16 protein-coding genes are annotated in these 18541 nt (G+C 64.3%); 10 read left to right on the top strand and 6 right to left on the bottom strand.

Annotated elements, in window-relative coordinates; all coding sequences use genetic code 11:
• Positions 1–80 precede the first annotated feature (80 nt).
• A complete protein-coding gene (locus ACWA1Q_RS14610) occupies positions 81–1124 on the top strand; it encodes a lysostaphin resistance A-like protein (RefSeq protein WP_463758404.1) in 1044 nt (347 codons plus the stop codon).
• Positions 1125–1225: 101 nt separating this feature from the next.
• Here ACWA1Q_RS14610 and ACWA1Q_RS14605 read toward each other — a convergent pair whose 3' ends face one another.
• Positions 1226–2263, bottom strand: a complete 1038-nt coding sequence (locus tag ACWA1Q_RS14605) for an NAD(P)-dependent alcohol dehydrogenase (RefSeq protein WP_463758403.1) — start codon at positions 2261–2263, stop codon at positions 1226–1228.
• 98 nt (positions 2264–2361) lie between these two features.
• Here ACWA1Q_RS14605 and ACWA1Q_RS14600 point away from each other — a divergent pair, with 98 nt between their 5' ends.
• From ACWA1Q_RS14600 to ACWA1Q_RS14590, 3 genes are all read left to right on the top strand, one after another.
• Positions 2362–2967, top strand: a complete 606-nt coding sequence (locus tag ACWA1Q_RS14600) for a TetR/AcrR family transcriptional regulator (protein ID WP_463758401.1) — start codon at positions 2362–2364, stop codon at positions 2965–2967.
• A gap of 222 nt (positions 2968–3189) precedes the next feature.
• Positions 3190–3540: a hypothetical protein gene (locus ACWA1Q_RS14595; RefSeq protein ID WP_463758400.1), complete on the top strand. Its 351-nt coding sequence runs from the start codon at positions 3190–3192 to the stop codon at positions 3538–3540.
• A gap of 167 nt (positions 3541–3707) precedes the next feature.
• Positions 3708–5621: a DUF2075 domain-containing protein gene (locus tag ACWA1Q_RS14590; RefSeq protein ID WP_463758398.1), complete on the top strand. Its 1914-nt coding sequence runs from the start codon at positions 3708–3710 to the stop codon at positions 5619–5621.
• 64 nt (positions 5622–5685) lie between these two features.
• Here the strand turns inward: ACWA1Q_RS14590 and ACWA1Q_RS14585 are convergent, their stop codons facing one another.
• The 4 genes from ACWA1Q_RS14585 to ACWA1Q_RS14570 form a co-directional block, all read right to left on the bottom strand.
• Positions 5686–7788 carry a nuclease-related domain-containing DEAD/DEAH box helicase gene (locus ACWA1Q_RS14585; RefSeq protein WP_463758397.1) on the bottom strand — a complete coding sequence of 701 codons (2103 nt, stop codon included), beginning with the start codon at positions 7786–7788 and terminating at the stop codon, positions 5686–5688.
• Between the two features lie 119 nt (positions 7789–7907).
• Entirely contained in the window at positions 7908–8456 is a 549-nt protein-coding gene (locus tag ACWA1Q_RS14580) for a VanZ family protein (RefSeq protein WP_463758395.1), read from the bottom strand.
• 166 nt (positions 8457–8622) lie between these two features.
• Positions 8623–10683, bottom strand: a complete 2061-nt coding sequence (locus ACWA1Q_RS14575; protein ID WP_463758393.1) for a serine hydrolase domain-containing protein — start codon at positions 10681–10683, stop codon at positions 8623–8625.
• A 112-nt stretch (positions 10684–10795) separates the two neighbouring features.
• Entirely contained in the window at positions 10796–11731 is a 936-nt protein-coding gene (locus ACWA1Q_RS14570) for a hypothetical protein (RefSeq protein ID WP_463758391.1), read from the bottom strand.
• A 95-nt stretch (positions 11732–11826) separates the two neighbouring features.
• Between ACWA1Q_RS14570 and ACWA1Q_RS14565 the strand changes: the two genes are divergently transcribed.
• Positions 11827–12456, top strand: coding sequence for a GyrI-like domain-containing protein (locus tag ACWA1Q_RS14565; protein ID WP_463758390.1), 630 nt, complete (start codon positions 11827–11829; stop codon positions 12454–12456).
• A gap of 7 nt (positions 12457–12463) precedes the next feature.
• Here ACWA1Q_RS14565 and ACWA1Q_RS14560 read toward each other — a convergent pair whose 3' ends face one another.
• The gene (locus tag ACWA1Q_RS14560) at positions 12464–13039 is read right to left on the bottom strand and encodes a hypothetical protein (RefSeq protein ID WP_463758388.1); all 576 of its coding nucleotides are present in this window, start codon (positions 13037–13039) and stop codon (positions 12464–12466) included.
• A gap of 221 nt (positions 13040–13260) precedes the next feature.
• Between ACWA1Q_RS14560 and ACWA1Q_RS14555 the strand changes: the two genes are divergently transcribed.
• The 5 genes from ACWA1Q_RS14555 (at position 13261) to ACWA1Q_RS14535 (ending at position 18525) form a co-directional block, all read left to right on the top strand.
• The gene (locus ACWA1Q_RS14555; protein WP_463758387.1) at positions 13261–13902 is read left to right on the top strand and encodes an MBL fold metallo-hydrolase; all 642 of its coding nucleotides are present in this window, start codon (positions 13261–13263) and stop codon (positions 13900–13902) included.
• A 230-nt stretch (positions 13903–14132) separates the two neighbouring features.
• Positions 14133–15206 (top strand): alkene reductase, encoded by a 1074-nt coding sequence (locus ACWA1Q_RS14550; RefSeq protein ID WP_463758385.1) that lies wholly within the window; start codon positions 14133–14135, stop codon positions 15204–15206.
• A 223-nt stretch (positions 15207–15429) separates the two neighbouring features.
• On the top strand, positions 15430–16785 hold the full coding sequence (locus tag ACWA1Q_RS14545; RefSeq protein ID WP_463758384.1) for an ABC transporter substrate-binding protein: 1356 nt from the start codon (positions 15430–15432) through the stop codon (positions 16783–16785).
• The gene (locus ACWA1Q_RS14540) at positions 16778–17710 is read left to right on the top strand and encodes a carbohydrate ABC transporter permease (RefSeq protein WP_463758382.1); all 933 of its coding nucleotides are present in this window, start codon (positions 16778–16780) and stop codon (positions 17708–17710) included. Before ACWA1Q_RS14545 ends, ACWA1Q_RS14540 begins: the two co-directional genes overlap by 8 nt.
• Positions 17707–18525: a carbohydrate ABC transporter permease gene (locus ACWA1Q_RS14535; protein WP_463758380.1), complete on the top strand. Its 819-nt coding sequence runs from the start codon at positions 17707–17709 to the stop codon at positions 18523–18525. The genes ACWA1Q_RS14540 and ACWA1Q_RS14535 overlap by 4 nt, the downstream gene beginning before the upstream one ends.
• The last annotated feature ends 16 nt before the right edge of the window (positions 18526–18541 follow it).

The raw sequence follows: 18541 nt of genomic DNA, 5'->3' as shown, positions 1-18541 counted from the left end.
CAGCGGCGGATGCCATGGAACATCCCGGCTCATACGTTGGTCGAACGGAAACAATTCGGATCGACCCCGGGGAGGTCACTATGTCGACCAGTGAAACGACGAAAGGCGCCATCGATAGGGCCGTTGATCGCACCGAAGCGCAACGGCTGAAGAACATTGAGAAAGGCCCAGTTCTGCCAACCGCTGTGCCGTGGCGCGCGGTTGTCGTCTTCACGGTTCTCGCGCTCGGGCTCGCCTGGCTGATTCAGCTGCCGGTGTGGCTGTCGGGTGAGGGCATGGCGCATCCGTTGTTCGGGATTCTCACCACGGCGATGATGTTCACGCCCACGGTCGCCGCCCTCGTGGTGGTGTTCTTCGTGAAGCGACCACCGAACATCCCGCGCCTTCTGGGCCTGTCTCCGATCCGGCCGTGGAAGCGCACGCTGCTGTTCTGCCTGATCGCCCTGTTGGGGATGCCGGCCCTCGCGTTCGCGGCGATGCTGCTCGGCCAGGCGTTCGGGCTCATCACGCTCGATCTGACGAGCTTCTCGGGGCTGGTCGAGGGCATGAATGCTGCGGGCCAGGAGATCCCGGGCGGCAACATTCAGGCGGTCGTGATGATGCAGCTTCTCTTGCTGCCAATTTCTGCGATCTTCAGTTCGGTTGCGGCGTTCGGCGAGGAGCTCGGCTGGCGCGGATGGTTGCTGCCCAACCTGCGCCCGCTCGGCACGGCGCCGGCGCTGCTCATCTCGGGAGCGATCTGGGGTGTCTGGCACGCACCGGTGATCCTCCTCGGCTACAACTACGGACGCACAGACGTCCTCGGCGTGCTGCTCATGGTGGGTTGGTGCATGCTGCTCGGTGTCGTCATCGGATGGCTGCGGTTGCGGAGCGCATCGGTCTGGCCGGCGGTCTTCGCGCACGGCTCGATCAACGCATCGACAAACCTGCTCCTGATCACGTTCCTCGCGGCAGGCCAGGGCCAGGAGGCGATCTGGGGATCGATCCTCGGCTGGAGCGGGTGGATCGTGCTCGGTGCCGTCATCCTGGTGCTGGCGGTGACCGGTCAGCTGCGCAAGCAGCCGCAGCCAGGGCTGACGCTGCGGGAGTCCCGTGCTGTCGCTGGCCCGCCACTCAACGACTGAGGTAGTCGGAATCTCCGCCAAGAGCGCGCGGACGACGAACAGAGAACGGATGCCACGGCGCAGTCGCGCACCGTGGCATCCGTTCGTCGGGTGAGGCGAAACTACGGAACGAGGATCGCCCGACCTCGAACCGTGCCGGCCTCGAGGTCGTCGAACGCCTGGATGCCGTCTTCGAGCGAGTACTGCTGGGTTTCGACGGTGATCTTGCCGAGCTTGGCGAGTTCGATCACCTGGCGCTGGTCGGAGCGGGTGCCTCCGTAGGAGCGGCGCACGTCGACGCCCCACGGCAGGGTCGTCGTGAGCGCATCGGCGGCGTAGGTGAAGGAACCTTCGCCGAGTCCCACGAAGCGGAGCGCTCCGTCTGGAGCGATAATCTTCGTCGCGAGGTCGACCGTCGGCTGGACGCCGACGAAGTCGAAGACGGCATCCGCCCCGTATTCGCCGGTGAGGGCGAGGACCTTCGCCGCGGTGTCACCGTCGCTCATGAAGGTTTCGTCTGCGCCGTGTTCGCGGGCTATCTCGAGCTTCTGCTCGCTGGAGTCGATCGCGATGACGCGAGCGCCGGTGGTGGCCTTGAGGATCTGGAGGCCCATGTGACCGAGGCCACCGACTCCGATAACGGCGACCGTCGAGCCTGGGGTGAGGCGGTGGCGGGCGCCGTTGATGGCGTGCATCGGGGTGAGGCCGGCGTCGGCGAGGGGGCCGGCGGTGACCGGGTCGAGGTCGCCGAGTGGTTCGAGGTAGCGCGCCTTGACTGCGATGTACTCGGCCATGCCGCCGTCCGGGCCGAGGCCGGGGCAGGGCGGCATGCCGTATCGCCCACCGGTGTTGACGCAGACGTTGTCGCGGCCTTCGATGCAGGGGCGGCAGACGCCGCAGGCCCACACGAGGTAGACGAGAACGGCGTCGCCTTCGCTGAGTCCGGTCACGTCATTGCCCAGGGACGCCACGTGGCCGGCGGTCTCGTGCCCGAGCGTCATGTTCGGCACGGGCCACTCGGGCGCGTGGCGCACGTGGACGTCGGAGTGGCAGAGGCCGGCTCCGGCCACCTTCACGAGGACTTCGTCTGGGCCGATTTCGGGGACCGGAACGTCGCGGACTTCAAGAACGCCGGCGGATACGATTTGCAAGGCTCGCATATTGCTCTCTTTCTTCAGGTCGATGACCGTCGTTGGCCACTGAATTTTCACAATAGGACAGATGCCCCATAGATCTCTACGGGGGTTAGACTCACGCAGTGACTGATGAGCTCATGGACCCGCGCCAGCGGCGAACGCGTGCCCGCCTGCACGAGGTCATCCACGAGCTGGCGGCGTCGACGCCTCTCGGCAGCATCACCGTTGCCGACATCGCGCGTGCCGCGGACGTGAAGCGCGACACCGTGTACCGCCATGCGGGGAGTGCAGTTGCGCTGCTCGCACAGGCGCTCGAGTCCGAGATGGAAGAGCTGGTTGTGTACACGTCAGAGCTGCCAGCGGTGTCGGAGACGGGGGAGAGCGTCTTCGCCGGGCCAGAACGGGCGTTGTTCGAGCATGTGGCGAAACACGCGGATATCTACCGAAACGCGTTGGCGTCTGAGGTGAGTGGTCCGATCCGTGATCTGCTGATCCGCTCGAGTGCCCGAGCGCTGACGGCGCACCTGGAGCGGCATCCCGAGATCGCACCGCTTGTCGACGGCCGGCCCGCGACGGAGTCGGAACGACGGATGTTCGTGGCCTTCGCTGCATCGGGAACGTTCGGTGCGGTGCAGGCCTGGCTCGCTGAGGGTAATCTCAGCGACCTGGATGCCGCGGCGGCGGCAACGCTGGCGGCGGCGCCGGAGTGGTGGTTGGGGCGGCGTTGAAGTCGTCCGGTGATTGAGCCTGTCGAAATCGCGCAAACCAGAGTGCCCTTTGCGACCATCATGACTAGCCAGCAGCTCGATGCGCGTATCGGCTGATGACGCTGATTGGCTCGTGTAGACCCGCACTGGGGGAAGACAGACGTTGGAGGCGCCAACTAGCTTGAAGGCATGGGGGCGTCTTGGGGAGCGAACGGGCTGAGCGCGCCCAACCCAATCCTGGACATGTCGACTGTTCTGCCGGCGTACGCCGGGATGATCATTCTGGTCGTTCTCCTGCCCTTCGTCGCCACCTTCGTACTCGACGGGGTGGTGCTCGTGCTTCGCGGCCGAGGGCTGAAGCCCCTGATGATGGGTGCCGGGTTCTCCATTGTGGTAGCGCTTATTGGCTTGGCATTCCTCTCAAACGCCCAGCCCGAGGACCGTACGCCCCCGGAAATAGCGGCGGGGATGGCGTCAGCGGCCGAGATGCTTTGGCCGTTCTCAGTAGCACTCGCGCTCTTTGCGTTCGTGCTGCGCACCGCCTCATCTCTCGCTCGTGACAAGTCCAACAAGCGTCGACGTGCTCGGGTGTGAGTAGCCAACTCTACGCTGGACGGCTCAAGCTGATTCGAATGCCAGCTCGGCCGAGCGCCTAACCGAATCGGAACGGATCACCTTTGCCTAGCCCAAGCCGCGCCTACTACTCGGCTCCTATCCTTCAATTCCTAAAGACGGACAACTCAGCTGTGCTGGGAATGCTGGTGGACAGCGCCATGAATGTCGAGGAGTCCCAGCGGCTCGCCTGGCAAATCTCCGTCGAGCTCTTGCGGGACCAGCTTGCCGCTGACCCTCAAGGTCATCTTTATCTCGAACTTGTCATTCCACGAGCTGGTCGGCGCATCGACGCAGTGATCGTGAAAGACGCCGCAATCTTCGCTATCGAATTCAAGATCGGCGCGAAAGCCTACATGCGGACGGATGAGCGACAGGCCGAAGGTTACGCGGTCGACCTCAAGAACTTCCACGAGACAAGTGCGGACGCGCCTATTATCCCCGTGCTGGTTTGCACAGCGGCCGAAGAGCGACCCTTCCAATTGATTCTGGCGCACGACCGTGTGGCAAAGACGATATTGAGTAACGGCAGCAATCTCGGCCCACTTCTCGCCGAGCTTTCTTGCTCGTTTGATGATGAGCCGTTAGACCCAAGGGAGTGGTACGCCGGCAAGTACCGCCCCACCCCGACGATCGTCGAAGCCGCTCAATACATGTACGCCAATCATGAGGTGGCAGCGATTACCCGGAGCGAGTCGACGGCAGAGAACCTCACCGGGACTACGCGGACGATCAAAGACATCGTTAGTAGTTCGCGGGCGAAGCAACGCAAGAGCATATGTTTCGTAACTGGCGTGCCTGGGGCAGGCAAAACACTGGCTGGTCTTAATATTGCGACGAAACTGGACGACGATACTGCTGCTGGACCCGCGGATCTCGCAGTGTTCCTCTCCGGAAATGGTCCGCTCGTGAAGGTGCTTCGAGAAGCGCTTGCTCGGGACGCAAATGATCGGGACCCGTCGATAACTAAAGCGGCCGCACGCAGATCGACCGGGCGATTCATTCAGAACGTTCACCATTTTCGCGACGAGACGCTAGTTGACACAAGCGCCCCGCCGGAACGAGTAGCGATCTTTGACGAGGCGCAGCGAGCGTGGGATCACGCAGCGACCGCGTCGTTCATGGCCAGGAAAAAAGGTCGGCTCGACTTCACAATGTCCGAACCGGAGTTCCTGATAAGCGTGATGGATCGGCATGACGACTGGGCGGTCATCGTTGCTCTGATCGGAGGCGGGCAAGAGATCAACACCGGAGAGGCAGGCCTTGCGGGTTGGGTGGACGCCCTCGAGTCGAGATTCTCAGACTGGGACGTATATTTCTCCGAGCAGCTGTCTGATGCTCATTTCGCGGGCAACGAGGTTGACCTTCCACGTTTAGCGAGCCCACAACGCGTGGCCGAAGCGAGGCCAGGGCTGCACCTCTCTACATCTCTTCGCTCCTTCCGCGCTGAGAATCTGTCTCAGATGGTGCACCACCTGGTGCACAATGAGCCCTCGGCCGCACGCGCTCAGCACGCGAAATTCGAGGACCTATACCAAATCTTCGTAACCCGCGACATAAGCCGAGCACGAGAATGGATCGAGCGTCAAAACCGCGGATTCGAGTCACGGGGGCTTCTTGCCTCGTCTGGCGGGATGCGGCTTCGTCCTGAAGGAATCCATGTCAAGAACATGATCGAGCAGGAGCATTGGTTCTTGAACGGACCCGAAGACGTTCGTTCTAGCAATGCTCTTGAATTGGTGGCGACGGAATTCGACGTGCAGGGGCTGGAGCTCGATTGGACTCTAGTGGCATGGGATGGGGACCTTCGCCACACTGGGGATCACTTCGTTCATTACCAGTTCAAAGGCACTAAGTGGCAAAGTCGTAACCAGGAGCCCAGTAGGCGGTTCCTGGAAAATGCCTACCGGGTTCTGCTCACTCGCGCGCGACAGGGAATGGTCATATTCGTACCCCGAGGCAGCGACTCGGATGCCTCCCGGACACCGGCCTTCTACGACGGAACGTATTCGTATCTCCGGTCATGCGGGATCCGTAAGCTCCCTGACTCTGCTGAAGGTTGAGAGTGAGGGCTAGCTCCGCAACTACATTCTCGATATACGCGACTGGTTCAATCGGCGGCGACGGTTACCCGAGTACGCCGACCCACAGGCCGTCACGCGCTCGAGTCATCGCGACATAGAGCTCCCGTCGATCGCGCTCGTCCCGTTCGCGCGTGATGTCGTTCGACGATGACCCGTTTGCATCTGCACTCGAGTGAACGTTGGAATTCAGTTGCTCGGCGCGAAGTCTGGGCACCAGAACTTGCTTGAACTCCAGTCCCTTTGCCCGCTTGACGGTGCCGATCTTGACCGCATCGAGCGGCCGGCCGTCGTAATCTTCGAGGTCGATTGTTGGTATTCCCGCCTTCCGGCAAGCACGAGAGATGAGATCGACATTCGCGTTCGTTAAAGCCAAAATTCCGATGTCCCCGAAGGACGTTCCAACTTCGCTCGATGCCTTCCGGATTTGCGAGACCATCGCTTGATCATGTTCAGCGGTGGTCCGACTGCGAGATATCACCGGAGCGTCACCGTGCCTTGGTACTGCCTTCGTGGAATCTGCGCGCTGATCGGTGCCCTCGATATCCGTGAACTGGTCGCCGGCGATCATGGCATCCGCGAAGGCCAGTATCTCCGCTGTATTGCGGTAATTAGTGTCCATGACGACACCACGACCCGCCAAGGAGATCCCGACCTCAGCCAGCGTGTATCCGCCAGGGTAGATGCTCTGCTGCCCATCGCCGATCAATGTAAACCCGTCGGCTTCGTCACCAACCAGCGAATAGAGCATGCCGACCATTGCACACGATAGATCCTGCGCCTCGTCAACGATAACTGCGGAATATCCGGTGAGCGGGTCGTCGCGGAGTGACGCGGCTGCTAGAAGTACTTGGTCCGCGAAATCGTTGATTCCAGCGCTTCGTAACCGGTCCTCGTACGCTCGGTAGAGCTTCCAAACTTCGCGGCGCTGTTCTACCGTCAAGCGACGACGTCGACCAACCCGCGCTGATTCGGCGTATACGTCGAATGACGTCATCCCGCGTCCCTTGATGACGTGGTCGATCTCTTCCTTCCAGTAACGGTCCTTCGGCTCAATTGCCGACAGCGGGCCGCTCGCTCCGACCTCGAACCAAGCTGATTTGAACGCTGAGTTTGCCTGCGTCGGCTTGGTGTTCACCCGGATGCCGCGCTCACTGAGTACTCGACTAGCGAACCGATGGACGTTTATGAATTCGACGTTCACCACTTCTGGTGCCATTCGCTCCATCAGACGAGAAAGCACAAGCGGAAGTGTCCGAACGTAAGTAGTTACCAGGACCTTCCCTGGTCGAGATCGAGCGAGATAAGCCGCCCTATGCAGCCCAATTACCGTTTTTCCAGTACCAGCCGCACCTCGAATTCGCGATGGTCCGTTGAAATTCCGCCGGATGAGTTTGCTCTGATCGGGGTGGAGAAACGTCATCCACTCCTCCACCGGTGCCGCCAGGAGCCCTTCGAGAAGGGCTGAATTCACCTCGTCGGTTGAAAGCAATTCGCTTTCATCGATCTGTGTAGGGGATGCTTCGATCACGGGTTCAGGCAGCGTGGTATTCACTGGTTGTGGCGCACCTACAACGGGGAAGTGGCTTAAAGCAGCGCGAAGGACGGTGTCCACCTGCAGTGATGTCAGGCGGTTCCCTCGTGCGGCAATATGCCGAAGCACATCGCCTTCGCCCACGATATCGACGGTGCCAATTGTTGCTTTGACTCCTTTGCGGCCCGCCAGGACAACGATCGGGCGCACTTCCCCGGGAGCGAGCCCGACCGCTCCGAGAGCGCCTTCCGCACCGAACGCCAAGTCGGCAAGGTTGTCGAACTCATCAGTGACGTCATCCTGGTCGCGGAACACGCGTCCAGCCGCAATCACAACGTCCTTCCACCATTTGGTGTCGACGATGAACACTCCGCCAGGGCCGACCATGACGAGGTCCACTTGCGCGGTCCGGCTGCCAGGCCACTGTCGATCTGGCAAGAAGTGGTAGCCGGCCGCCGATAGCGGGGCGAGGACTCGCGCGACCTGTTTCTCCGAAATGGACGCTGCCCGGTAGCGTCCCGCTGCCTGGCGCGCATCGATCGCTGCGCGTTCGTGCTGCGCCGCCAAAGCAAGCTGCCTCAGGGACTCATGGCCCGCGGACGATCCAGCCGACATCCGCACTCCCCCCGATTGCACGTCTCGGTTATTCTGACATCCGACACGGCCGCCATACCGCTTCTCGAGCGACGTGCACCCGAAATGGGGTAGCTGAAAGAAGTGCCTGCTCAGTCGCCTCAGCGCTGGAGCACTGGCTCCGGGAAGAGTCGCCGAATCTCCCGCTGCTGACTCACCAGCGCGAACACCGCGAACCCGATCGCTGCGCCCAGTGTGTTCGCGATGAGGTCGTTCACGTCGGCGGTTCGGGTGGCACCGACCATCCCGAGCCAGATCTGCGTCATTTCGATGCCCAGGCTGAACAGCGCACCGGCTGCGACAACTCGACCGAGCGTGTCAAAGCGTGTCAGCACGGGGAGCAGGAAGCCGAGCGGAGCCGTCATGAGGATGTTGAGCATGAAGGTGCGGATGTCGATGGTCACGATCGGCCAGGGGTTGATGATCGACCACCACGGTCCCTGGTTGGCGTACTCGCCGATGTTCACGTGGAACGGAAAGAACGTGACCGCCGCAACGCAGATCAGGTAGGCGACGGCGGCACCGTTCCAGAGCGTCCGCACGGGTGAAGCACCGATGCGCTGGGAGTGAATGAGCGTCAAAGGGACCAAAAAAGCTAGCGCGGGGATCGCGAAGATGATCAGGGGAATGGTGAAACGGATGTCGAGCACGGCAGACCAATCAGATCGGGTTTACTCGATCATCGTGGGACCCGCTATCGCATCGCGTCAGTCGCGAGAATGAAGCGTCCGGATGGGATGTCATCCAGTTGGCGTACGGGGGCACGCTCCAGGGGCGGCACTCCGGCGACCACCGTTCCGCGGGCTTCGTAGTTCCTCAGTAGGTGATGCTCGGCATCAGGAGACCACCGACGATCACGGTGTAGCCCAAGCCGACGAAGGCTGCGGTCGAGCATGCGCTGACACCAACTCGCCACCATGAGGCGGCGTCTGGTCGCCCGAGATCGCGCAGACGTTTTACCAGCAGCCACGTGCTGGGAACGATACCGAGAACTGCAATGAGCACCAGCGCTTGGGCCCCACGGATCACGAAGGCACCGGGTGGTTCTGCGTCTGAGAGCAGAGCGTCGGCGACGAGAACCCAGAGCGGGATCGACAGAACCAGGGCAAGAATCGCCGAGTACTGCGCCCACTGGAGGGTTCGTTCGCGGCTCGAAGGAGCGGGGCGATGCGCATATCGGCGAATAAGGGCTGCGACCGGCCAGACGATGAGGAGCACGACGAGCAGGAAAAGCGAGACAGCGGCCACTAAGGGGAGTACCGCTTGAGACGCGGGCATGGGCTGGAGGGTGAAAGCCGGGTCGAAAGAAATGGCGCGAACCGTCCCATCGGAGACGTCGGCGGCAATTCGCCGTTGCCCGTCAACCTCCTGCCAGACCCAGGGCTCGACCTCGACGAATTCGAGAGGCTGTCCCGCGGCGTCCGTGATCGCCGAAACCGCCACCGCGCCGTTGCTCGTCACGCTGACGTCGATGGCGGAGAGGATGAAGAACAAGCGGATGAAAGTCGATTCGCCCCTCCGAGACAGTTTGTAGACGCCGGAAATGTCTTCACCATGTTCTGCTGTGGTTTCCGTCGCCGTTGGCGTCGGCCGGGAATCGGCGAAGTAGCGATCGGCGAAGCCGGTCAGGACGGCATCTCGGATCACCGACGTCGAGTCTCCGCGAATGCCGGTGCTGTTCAATGAGAGAAAGATACCTGCGTCGTCGTCTGGATAGATCTCAAGCTGGGCGTGAAAGGCAGTGAGGTCTCCGGCGTGGCTGAGAATGCGATGGCCGTTGCGGTCCCGTTCGAAGAAGCCCAGTGCCATCCGGGGGCCGGACGCTAGGCCGCCGAGGGTGTCCTCGCCCAATGCCGGGCTGTGCATCGTCTCGAGCGCCGGCGCCGAAAGCACGTTCTCGGATTCGGTGGAATGTCCGAGCTGGGCCAGCATGAACCGGGCCATGTCGGTCGCAGTGGCGGATATCGCACCCGCCGGCGACGGAGAAACGATCTCGAAGGGCACTTCACCCGAGGTAGCGAAATCGTAGCCAGCCGACATGTCCGGAAGCTGGTCAGTCGACAGCGGTTGATCGTACGTAGCGGTCGACATACCGGCGGGCGAGAGGATGTTTTCCGCCGCGTACGCCTCGAAGTTCTGGCCCGACATCCGCTCGACGACGTACGCGGCCAGTCCGTTGGAGTAGTTCGAATAGGCCGGCATCGTTCCGGGCTCGAAGATCTGCTCAGGCGGGTCGACCGAGACTGCCTCTTTCAGAGACGGTTGATTATCGGGAGAACTGGTGATGAGACCAGCGAGCTCGTCTTCGAAGCCGGCGGTGTGCGAGAGGAGGTGGCGGAGGGTGATGGGTGTGGAAAACCGGACGGGCAGGTCGAAATCGAGATAGCTCTGGACAGGCTCGTCGAGCTCAAGAACACCGGTGTCGACCAGCTGCATGACGGCGGAGGCCGTGAAGAGCTTGGAAACCGAGCCAATGCGGAACAACGTGCGCTCCGGGTCGACCTGCTCCGGCGCTTTCGAACCGACTCCAGTGTCGGCCCAGCCGAACCCTTGCTGAGTGACGATTTCTCCGTCCTTGACGACCGAGACCGTAGCGCCGGCGATGCCTTCGCGCTCCAACATGGAGGGGAGGAGCCCCGACAACCAGGCATCGACATCCGTCTGCGAGAGTTCCGCTGCCGGAGCAGGCGAGACGGGCATTGGAGCCGTGGGCCGGCTCGTCGTTGTCAGTGATGCATCCGTCGAAGCTGAGGCCGTGGTTCCCACAAGGGCCAGAGGCCCGGCGAGAAGGATCACCATGCTCGAGGCCACCAGAAGTCGGCGAAGCGTTCGGTGGCGGGCGCGACGAAGTACGGCTTTTCTCAGAGGGGAGGGCACGATCCCATATTGGCAGTAGCCGGGGCCTTTGATTTTGCCCCGCAGGTGACGCCACAAGAATGGCCCGTCTACTCGAGCCGTGAGACGAGACTGAGGAGTGGACGGTGGAGCGCTACGAGCGCGCGGCCCAGTCCAGGACACGGAGCGCCCGCAGGGTGACCCAACGGCTCGGCTCGCCCTCCCTTTCCATCTCGAAGTGCACCTTGCCGGGGTGCGCCAGCTCGAGCAGCCACCGCCCGTCCACACCTCGCTTGCTCTCGATCAGGTCGAGCGCCTCGTCGAGCCGCGGGTCCGGCACCGAACCCGCGCGGCGGAAGTAGTCGAGACCCCTCAGCACGTCATAGAACCAGCGGGTGGGGAACGAGAAGCGGGTGAAATCGGGGTCCGCGACCTCTCCCGTGGACAGGCGGCGGAACATCCGTCGTTCGAGGAGATACTCCTCCGCTCGCCGTCGCGCCGCGGTCACTTCAGCGGATGCTCCGTGCGCCTGTTCGTGCTCGAGCAGCCCGTCGAGCACGCAGATCGTGGAGTGGAATGACGAGCGGGTGGAGCCGCGTTCGGCTTCGCAGTTCCAGCCTCCGTCGTCGAGCTGCTCACCGAGAAGCCGGTCGACCAGCGGCTGCACGTTCTCGCCGAAGTAGTCGCCGAGCGCCACGATCATGCCGTTGACGCAGGGCTCGACCTCGCCGCCGAAGTACTCCTCGCCAATGGGGTCCCAGCTGACGTGATCGCGGACAAGGGCGATGGCGGCACGGGCTTCGGCGCTCGCCGGATCGAGGCCGAGCTCGCGGAGCAGCACGACGGTGTGGTGAGTCGCGGTCCACGGCTGACCGGGATCATCCGGTTCGCGCGGTTCGGGTGGGTCGTAGACGCCCCGGTCCCAGTAGCCGTCTGCGCCTTGCAGCTGGAGGAGCTGTGCGCCCCAGCCCTCGGTCGCGACTTTCGCGCGTTCGGCGGCGACGGCATCCGTTGGTTCGTGCAGCAGGTCGCGCATCACCTGCCAGCGGATCGAGGGGTCGGAGTCGAGCAGCCAGTCGGTGACGGTCATGCGGGCGAGTTTAGGGCGTGGGGGCGAGGTGCGGAAAGGGGTGCTTGCCTGCGCGGCCGGCCGACGGCATCCTGAAGCTGGGCACTCGGCTCACGATGGGGGCGACTGTGGACAAGTACGACGTCAAGACCACGCACAAGGCGCTCTATGCGCCGTCGGCAAAGGACTTCACCGAAGTCGACGTGCCTCGGATGCGATATCTCGCGATCGACGGACACGGCGACCCGAACACGTCACCCGAGTATGCCGCCGCGATCGAAGCGCTCTATCCGGTCGCGTACGCACTCAAGTTCATGAGCAAGAAGGAGCTCGGGCGGGACCTCGTGGTCGCGCCGCTCGAGGGGCTGTGGCGCGCCGACGACCCGTCGGTGTTCACGACGCGGCAGAAGGACGCCTGGGACTGGACGATGCTGATCAGCCAGCCCGAGTGGATCACGGACGAGATGGTTTCTGCGGCGATGACGACGGTGCGCGAGAAGAAGGACTTGGCGGCCATCGAGCGGATGCGACTGCTCGCCCTCGACGAGGGACGCTCGGTGCAGATCCTCCACGTCGGGTCGTATGACGACGAGACCCCCACGCTCAAGCGGCTCCACGACGAGTACCTGCCTGCGCACGACCTCACCTTTAACGGGGACCACCACGAGATCTACCTCAGCGACGCCCGTCGCACCGAACCCGCCAGGCTGCGGACGGTGTTGCGCCAGCCGGTCCGACCGCTGTGACCCGACGCTAACGGTACGAGTCGGCCCGCGCGAAGATCCACCGGGTGCGGCGCCGTTTACCCGTGATCACCAGGGTGATTCCCGTCGCGCCCAGCAGCAACCCGATCAGCGCGGACCGCACGGCTCCTCCGACGTCGCCGATCATCGCCGATGCGACCGAGAGTGACAGCAAGGATGCTGCCACCACCGTCACGAGGACGCCGAGCACGATCATCCACGTCGGATTCCGCCCCACCACCGGAGCGGTCGAGGCATCCGCCGTGTTCTGGATCCGAAGCGGGTCGAGCTGGCCCACCGGCCGCTCTTCGGCGGCGTGAACCCGGCTGGTGATCTCGGCGATCGCTGCGTCGTTCAGCTCGAGGATAAGGCAGCCACTTGCACCCTCTGGGTCGGTGTAGTCGAGGATGCCGAAGTCCTCGGTGGTGCGCGGCTGCAGTGGTGTGATGAACTCCATCGCGAGTTCGATCACGCCGTCCGCCATCGTGGCGCGAGTGAGCGGGATGTCGTACCGGCGTTCCGACTCCGCCGGGCGTCCGTGCGCGTCGTGAGTTTGCAGCATCCGGATCCCGCGACTGCTCGCCATGCGCTGCCTTCCGTCGCGCGGGGGCTGGGTGCCGCCGCTCCGCTCCACCCTAACCCCGCGGTTAGCTGGGCTCCGCGCGGTTCAAGGGACGCAAACTGCTGCTAAACGCCGGGATGACAGCGTTTTGCGTCCCTTGAAACCTCGCACACGCTGCCCGACCCGGCAAGGCATTGCGGCGGCGGCCCAGGGGTGACGTAATGGATCCGCGGAAAGGACACCACATGCGCCAGATCGTTGAGAACGTCTTTCAGCTCGAGAAGTCCCAGGGAGCGAACGGATACGTCGTGCGTGGCGACGGCCGGACCGCCGTGATCGACCCGGGGATGGCATCCGGATTCGACGCTCTTCTCGCCGAGTTGCAGGAGGGTGAGCCGATCACCGACATTCTGCTGACGCACTACGACTTCGATCACTCCCAGGTGGTGAAGCGGTTGCAGCAGACGCTGCAGGTTCCGGTGTGGATCAGCACTGTGGATGCCGCGATCCTCCGCGGTGAGGTCGCCCCGCCCACGTTGTTTCGACGCTTCCTCTACCGGGTGGCGCCGGTCGAATACCCCGATGGTGTCGTGGAGATCACCGGGACCCTCGAGGTCTTTCCGGGGCTTTTCGCGTTTCCGACGCCCGGACATACTCCCGGTCATCTCGGCTTTCGGTGGGGCGACGTCTTGTTCACGGGGGATGCCGTCACCGTCACGAAAGAGGGCGACATGCGGCAGTTCTTCCGGCCGGCGATCAGCGACAAGGCGATGGCGCGTACGACCGAGCGGTTGCTGCGGGAACGGATCGCTGCAGAGGGGATCGAGTGGTTGTGCGCGGGCCACAATCCGCCGACGCGGTGGGTGGGTGGCGACGCCGAGTGGTGACCGCGTGCGTTTGGGCCTTGCGTTGCCACTTTCGGCTGAAGATCGTCGCTCGTTCCAACCATTAATGGCAACGCAACGTGCGCAGCGTCGGTGGCGGGCGGGGTCTCGATACGCTCGTTCCTCGCTACTCGACCAGCGGAGGGCGCGCCGCAGGAATAGGGGAGCAGCGGGGCGCGTTGGCCCGGGGGTCGCCGCGTGGCGGCATCCGCAACCGAAAGGCATCCGCCCATATGGACCTGTTCTCACCCGTTTCACTCGGAGATCTCCACCTGCCGAACCGTGTCGTGATGGCGCCGCTCACCCGATCGCGCTCCGGCGACGACGGAATCCCAGGCGACATCGTCGTCGAGCATTACGCGCAGCGGGCGAGCCTCGGCCTGATCATCACCGAGGGAGCCTACGTGAGCGCCGAGTCCCAGGCCTTCGTCGGCCAGCCGGGCATCGTCACCCCCGAACAGATCGAAGCGTGGCGCCGCGTCGCCGACGCCGTTCACGCCAAGGGCGGACGCATCGTCATGCAGCTCATGCACGGCGGCCGGGTCTCGCACACGGCGATCACCGGCACCGACCGCATCGTCGCCCCGAGCGCCATCGCGATCGAGGGCATGGCGCACACGCCGGTCGGCAAGCAGGACTATCCGGTTCCGCACGCGCTCACGCTCGATGAGCTCGACATCGTGCGCGACCAGTTCGTCACGGCCGCCCAGAACGCGATCGAAGCCGGACTGGACGGCGTCGAGATGCACAGCGCCAACGGTTACCTGCTGCACGAATTCCTGTCGCCCGCCTCGAACGTGCGTGACGACTCCTACGGCGGAACGTCGGCCAACCGCGCGCGCTTCGTCGCCGAGGTGACCAGCGCGGTTGCGGCCGCTGTCGGGGCCGGGCGGGTCGGCATCCGCATTTCGCCCGAGCACAACATTCAGGGCGCCCTCGAAACGGATGCCGCGGACGTCACCGCCACCTACACCGCCCTCCTCGACGCACTCGCGCCGCTCGGACTCGCCTACCTCAGCGTGCTCCACCGCGAACCCGCCGGCGAGCTCGTGAAAACCCTGCGCGCCCACTTCGGCGGTGCACTCATCACCAACAGCGGTTTCGGCACCGTCACCACGCGCGAAGAGGCCATCGACCTCATCGATGAGGCCCACGCGGATGCCGTCGCCATCGGCCGGCTCGCACTCGCGAACCCGGACCTGGTCGAGCGTTGGCAGGGTGGCCATGCGGAGAACGAGCCGAACCCGCGCACCTTCTACAGCGACGGCGCCGAGGGATACACGGACTACCCGCGACTCGTGCTGTAGCGGGGAGTTCCGGTTGCGGCCGATCTCGATACGGCCGCAGGCGGCCTACTCGATCAACGAAAGCGTCGGTCCGCACCGGGTGAAAGCGCGCCGAGTTGCAAGCGGGCGGCAAGGACCCCGGGAGCGCGCGAGAATGGAGCCGGGCCGGTTCCGCCAGTATTGACGCAGGCCACGACCTGCTGCGGCGAGGAATCCCCGGCCCCATTTTCGCGAAAGAGATCCCATGAGAAGCTTCACCCGACCGGTATTTGTTGTGTTGGGCGTCGCCCTCACGGTCACGCTCGTGTCGTGCGCCCCCGGCACCGGCCAGGGCAAGGCACCCGAGCCGCAGAGCACCGAGATCAGCACCGACATCTCGGGCGTCGACGACATGACGCTCACCGTCTGGGACCAGGAAGTCCGCGGTGCCCAGAACGAGCAGATCGAGCAGCTCAACGCCGCCTTCGAGGAGAAATACCCGAACATCACGATCGAGCGCAACTCGCAGGCGTTCGACGACCTCAACACCACGCTCCGCCTCGCGCTCACCGACACCGACGCCCCCGACGTCGTCCAGGCCAACAACGGCCGCAACACGATGGGCGCGTTCGTCGCCGCCGACCAGCTCCGACCGCTCGATGACTACGCGGATGCCTACGGCTGGTTCGACCGGTATCCCGCGTCGATCCTGCAGTACTCGACCTACGGCGACGACGCCACGGTGTTCGGCGAGGGTGAACTGTACGGCCTCCCGCAGACCGGTGAGATCGTCGGCGTCTTCTATTCCAAGAGCAAGCTCGAGGGGCTCGGCGTGGAGGTTCCCACCGACTGGGCCGCGTTCGACGAGGCGCTCGCCGCGGCAAAGACGGCAGGCGAGGTCCCGCTGCAACTCGGCAACATCGAGCAGTGGCCCGCCGCGCACGTGTTCGGTCCGCTCCAGGGCAACACCGTCGACGCCGACGAGGTCACCAAGCTCGGACTCGGCAACGCCGGCGCCAGCTGGACCACCCCCGAGAACGAGAAGGCCGCCGCCGCACTGCAGGGCTGGGCGACCAACGGCTACTTCAACGACGGCGCCAACGGCACCGACTACGACGCCGCATGGCAGGCGCTCGCAGCCGGCAACGGCGTGTTCCTCCTCGGTGGATCCTGGCTCGCCGCCGACCTCGCCGATGCGATGGGCGACGACCTCGGATTCTTCCTTCCCGAAACGGATGCAGGAACCCTCGCCACTACCGGTGGCACCGGTGTGCCGTTCACGATCACCTCGGCAGCCGAGAACACGGACGTCGCCGCGGCCTACATCGACTTCCTCACCAGTGATGCCGCGATGGAGATCCTCGCCGAAACCGGCAACCTCCCGGTGAACCGCACGGCAGAACTCGCGCCGGAGTCCGGCGTCCTCTCCGACGTCTACACCGCCTTCGACGCCGTGACCCAGGACGGCAGCCTGCTCCCGTACCTCGACTACGCCACCCCGACCTTTGGCGAAACGATCGGCTCGGCGCTGCAGGACCTCCTCGAGGGGCGCACCACCCCGAAGCAGTTCACCGACGCCCTCGAAGCCGACTACGCGGAGTTCATCGACTCGAATGGCTGATGTCGCGACGGCGGGCAGGGGAGCGGGGACGCATCCCGGTCGGGCTGCCCAGCGGCATCCCCGCCGATTGGGCCGTGCCTGGATTCCGTACGCTTACCTCGCGCCAGCGCTCCTCCTATACGGACTATTTCTTCTCGTGCCGCTCCTGCGGGCCGGGCAGTTCTCGTTCTTCGAGTGGGACGGGATCGGCGCATCGACCTTCGTCGGCCTCGACAATTACCTCGCGGTGGTGCAGGACGAACGCCTCCGCGAAGCATTCGGGCACGCGCTCGTTCTCGTCTTCTTCTACGCGGTGCTGCCGCTCGGAATCGGACTGGTGCTCGCCGCCCTGCTGACGCGGGCGAAGGTGCGGGGGATCGGCTTCTTTCGCACGATCATCTTCCTGCCGCAGGTGATCGCGATGGTCGTCGTCGCCGTGACCTGGCGGCAGATCTACGCACCGGACGGTTCGCTCAACGGGCTTCTGCGCCTGGTCGGCCTCGACGCGCTCACCACCGCGTGGCTCGGCGACTACACCTGGACTCTCCCCGCGGTCGGGCTCATCGGCACGTGGGTCTCGACGGGACTCGTGACCGTTCTGCTCATGGCCGGCATGGCGCGCGTGCCCGGCGAACTCTACGAGGCCGCGCGCCTCGACGGCGCCGGCCCTGTCCGCGAGTTCTTCGCCATCACCCTGCCCGCGATCCGCGGTGAGATCACCGTTGCCCTGACGCTCACCACCGTCGCCGCGCTCAAGACGTTCGACCTCGTCTACGTCACCACCGGCGGCGGGCCCGGCACGTCCACCACCGTTCCGAGCTACGAGGTCTACCGCCGCGCGTTCGAGCTCGGCCAGGTCGGCGAAGCCGCCGCGATCGGCATCGTGCTGACGATCCTCGTCTTCGCCATCACCGCCGTCGTCAACCGGATCGGCGACCGCTCATGAAGGTTTCCCGGGTCGAGATCACGGCGAACTACCTGATCCTCGGCGTTTTTGCGCTCATCGTGCTCGGCCCGCTCGGCCTCATCTTCAGCCGGGCACTAGGCCCGCAGAGCGCGTCGGTCGGGCGCGAGGGCCGACTGCTGCACTGGGAGAACTTCGCGGATGCCTGGGAGATCGGCCGGTTCGGACAGTATCTGCTGACATCCGCCACCGTCGCGCTGATCGTGGTCGTCACGTCCGTCACCGTCTCGATCCTCGCCGGCTACGCGCTCGGGACCATGCGGTTCAAGGGCGCAACGTTCTTCTTCTACCTGTTCCTGCTCGGCATCATGGTGCCGACCGAAGCGTTTATCGTGCCGCTGTATTTCGACCTGTGGATGCTCGGACTCACCAACACGGTCTGGGGGGTCGCGTTGCCGCAGATCGCGATGTCCATCGCGTTCGGCACGTACTGGATGCGCGCGTACTTCCGGTCGGCGAGCAGCACGATGATGGATGCCGCGCGGCTCGACGGCGCGGGAACGATGCGGATCCTGTGGCAGATCCTCGTGCCCAACGCGCGGCCGGCGATCACGACACTCGTGCTGCTTGTCTTTCTGTGGACGTGGAACGAGTTCCTCATCCCGCTCGTGATGTCGCCCAACGGAAGCGTGCGAACGGCCCCGCTCGGTCTCGCCTTCTTCCAGGGTCAGTACACGCAGGGCACCGCGCTGCTCGCCGCAGGCGCCGTGATGGTGGCGCTCCCGGTCGTGGTGCTCTACATCGTGTTGCAGCGGCACTTCCTGCGCGGGATGCTCGCGGGCGTCTCGGCGCACTGACGCGAGCGCGGCGGGC

Source organism: Mycetocola sp. TRD_SC_2, assembly GCF_055361225.1.
Note: the sequence above shows the minus strand (reverse complement) of the source record. Positions and strands in the feature narration are given on the sequence as shown.

What these genes read in the sequence shown, in the direction of transcription:
- ACWA1Q_RS14605 (WP_463758403.1), bottom strand. Translation starts at nt 2,263, where the DNA reads ATGCGAGCCTTGCAAATCGTATCCGCCGGCGTTCTTGAAGTCCGCGAC.
- ACWA1Q_RS14550 (WP_463758385.1), top strand. Translation starts at nt 14,133, where the DNA reads ATGGACCTGTTCTCACCCGTTTCACTCGGAGATCTCCACCTGCCGAAC.
- ACWA1Q_RS14535 (WP_463758380.1), top strand. Translation starts at nt 17,707, where the DNA reads ATGAAGGTTTCCCGGGTCGAGATCACGGCGAACTACCTGATCCTCGGC.
- ACWA1Q_RS14585 (WP_463758397.1), bottom strand. Translation starts at nt 7,788, where the DNA reads ATGTCGGCTGGATCGTCCGCGGGCCATGAGTCCCTGAGGCAGCTTGCT.
- ACWA1Q_RS14565 (WP_463758390.1), top strand. Translation starts at nt 11,827, where the DNA reads ATGGGGGCGACTGTGGACAAGTACGACGTCAAGACCACGCACAAGGCG.
- ACWA1Q_RS14540 (WP_463758382.1), top strand. Translation starts at nt 16,778, where the DNA reads ATGGCTGATGTCGCGACGGCGGGCAGGGGAGCGGGGACGCATCCCGGT.
- ACWA1Q_RS14555 (WP_463758387.1), top strand. Translation starts at nt 13,261, where the DNA reads ATGCGCCAGATCGTTGAGAACGTCTTTCAGCTCGAGAAGTCCCAGGGA.
- ACWA1Q_RS14545 (WP_463758384.1), top strand. Translation starts at nt 15,430, where the DNA reads ATGAGAAGCTTCACCCGACCGGTATTTGTTGTGTTGGGCGTCGCCCTC.
- ACWA1Q_RS14570 (WP_463758391.1), bottom strand. Translation starts at nt 11,731, where the DNA reads ATGACCGTCACCGACTGGCTGCTCGACTCCGACCCCTCGATCCGCTGG.
- ACWA1Q_RS14560 (WP_463758388.1), bottom strand. Translation starts at nt 13,039, where the DNA reads ATGGCGAGCAGTCGCGGGATCCGGATGCTGCAAACTCACGACGCGCAC.
- ACWA1Q_RS14610 (WP_463758404.1), top strand. Translation starts at nt 81, where the DNA reads ATGTCGACCAGTGAAACGACGAAAGGCGCCATCGATAGGGCCGTTGAT.
- ACWA1Q_RS14595 (WP_463758400.1), top strand. Translation starts at nt 3,190, where the DNA reads ATGTCGACTGTTCTGCCGGCGTACGCCGGGATGATCATTCTGGTCGTT.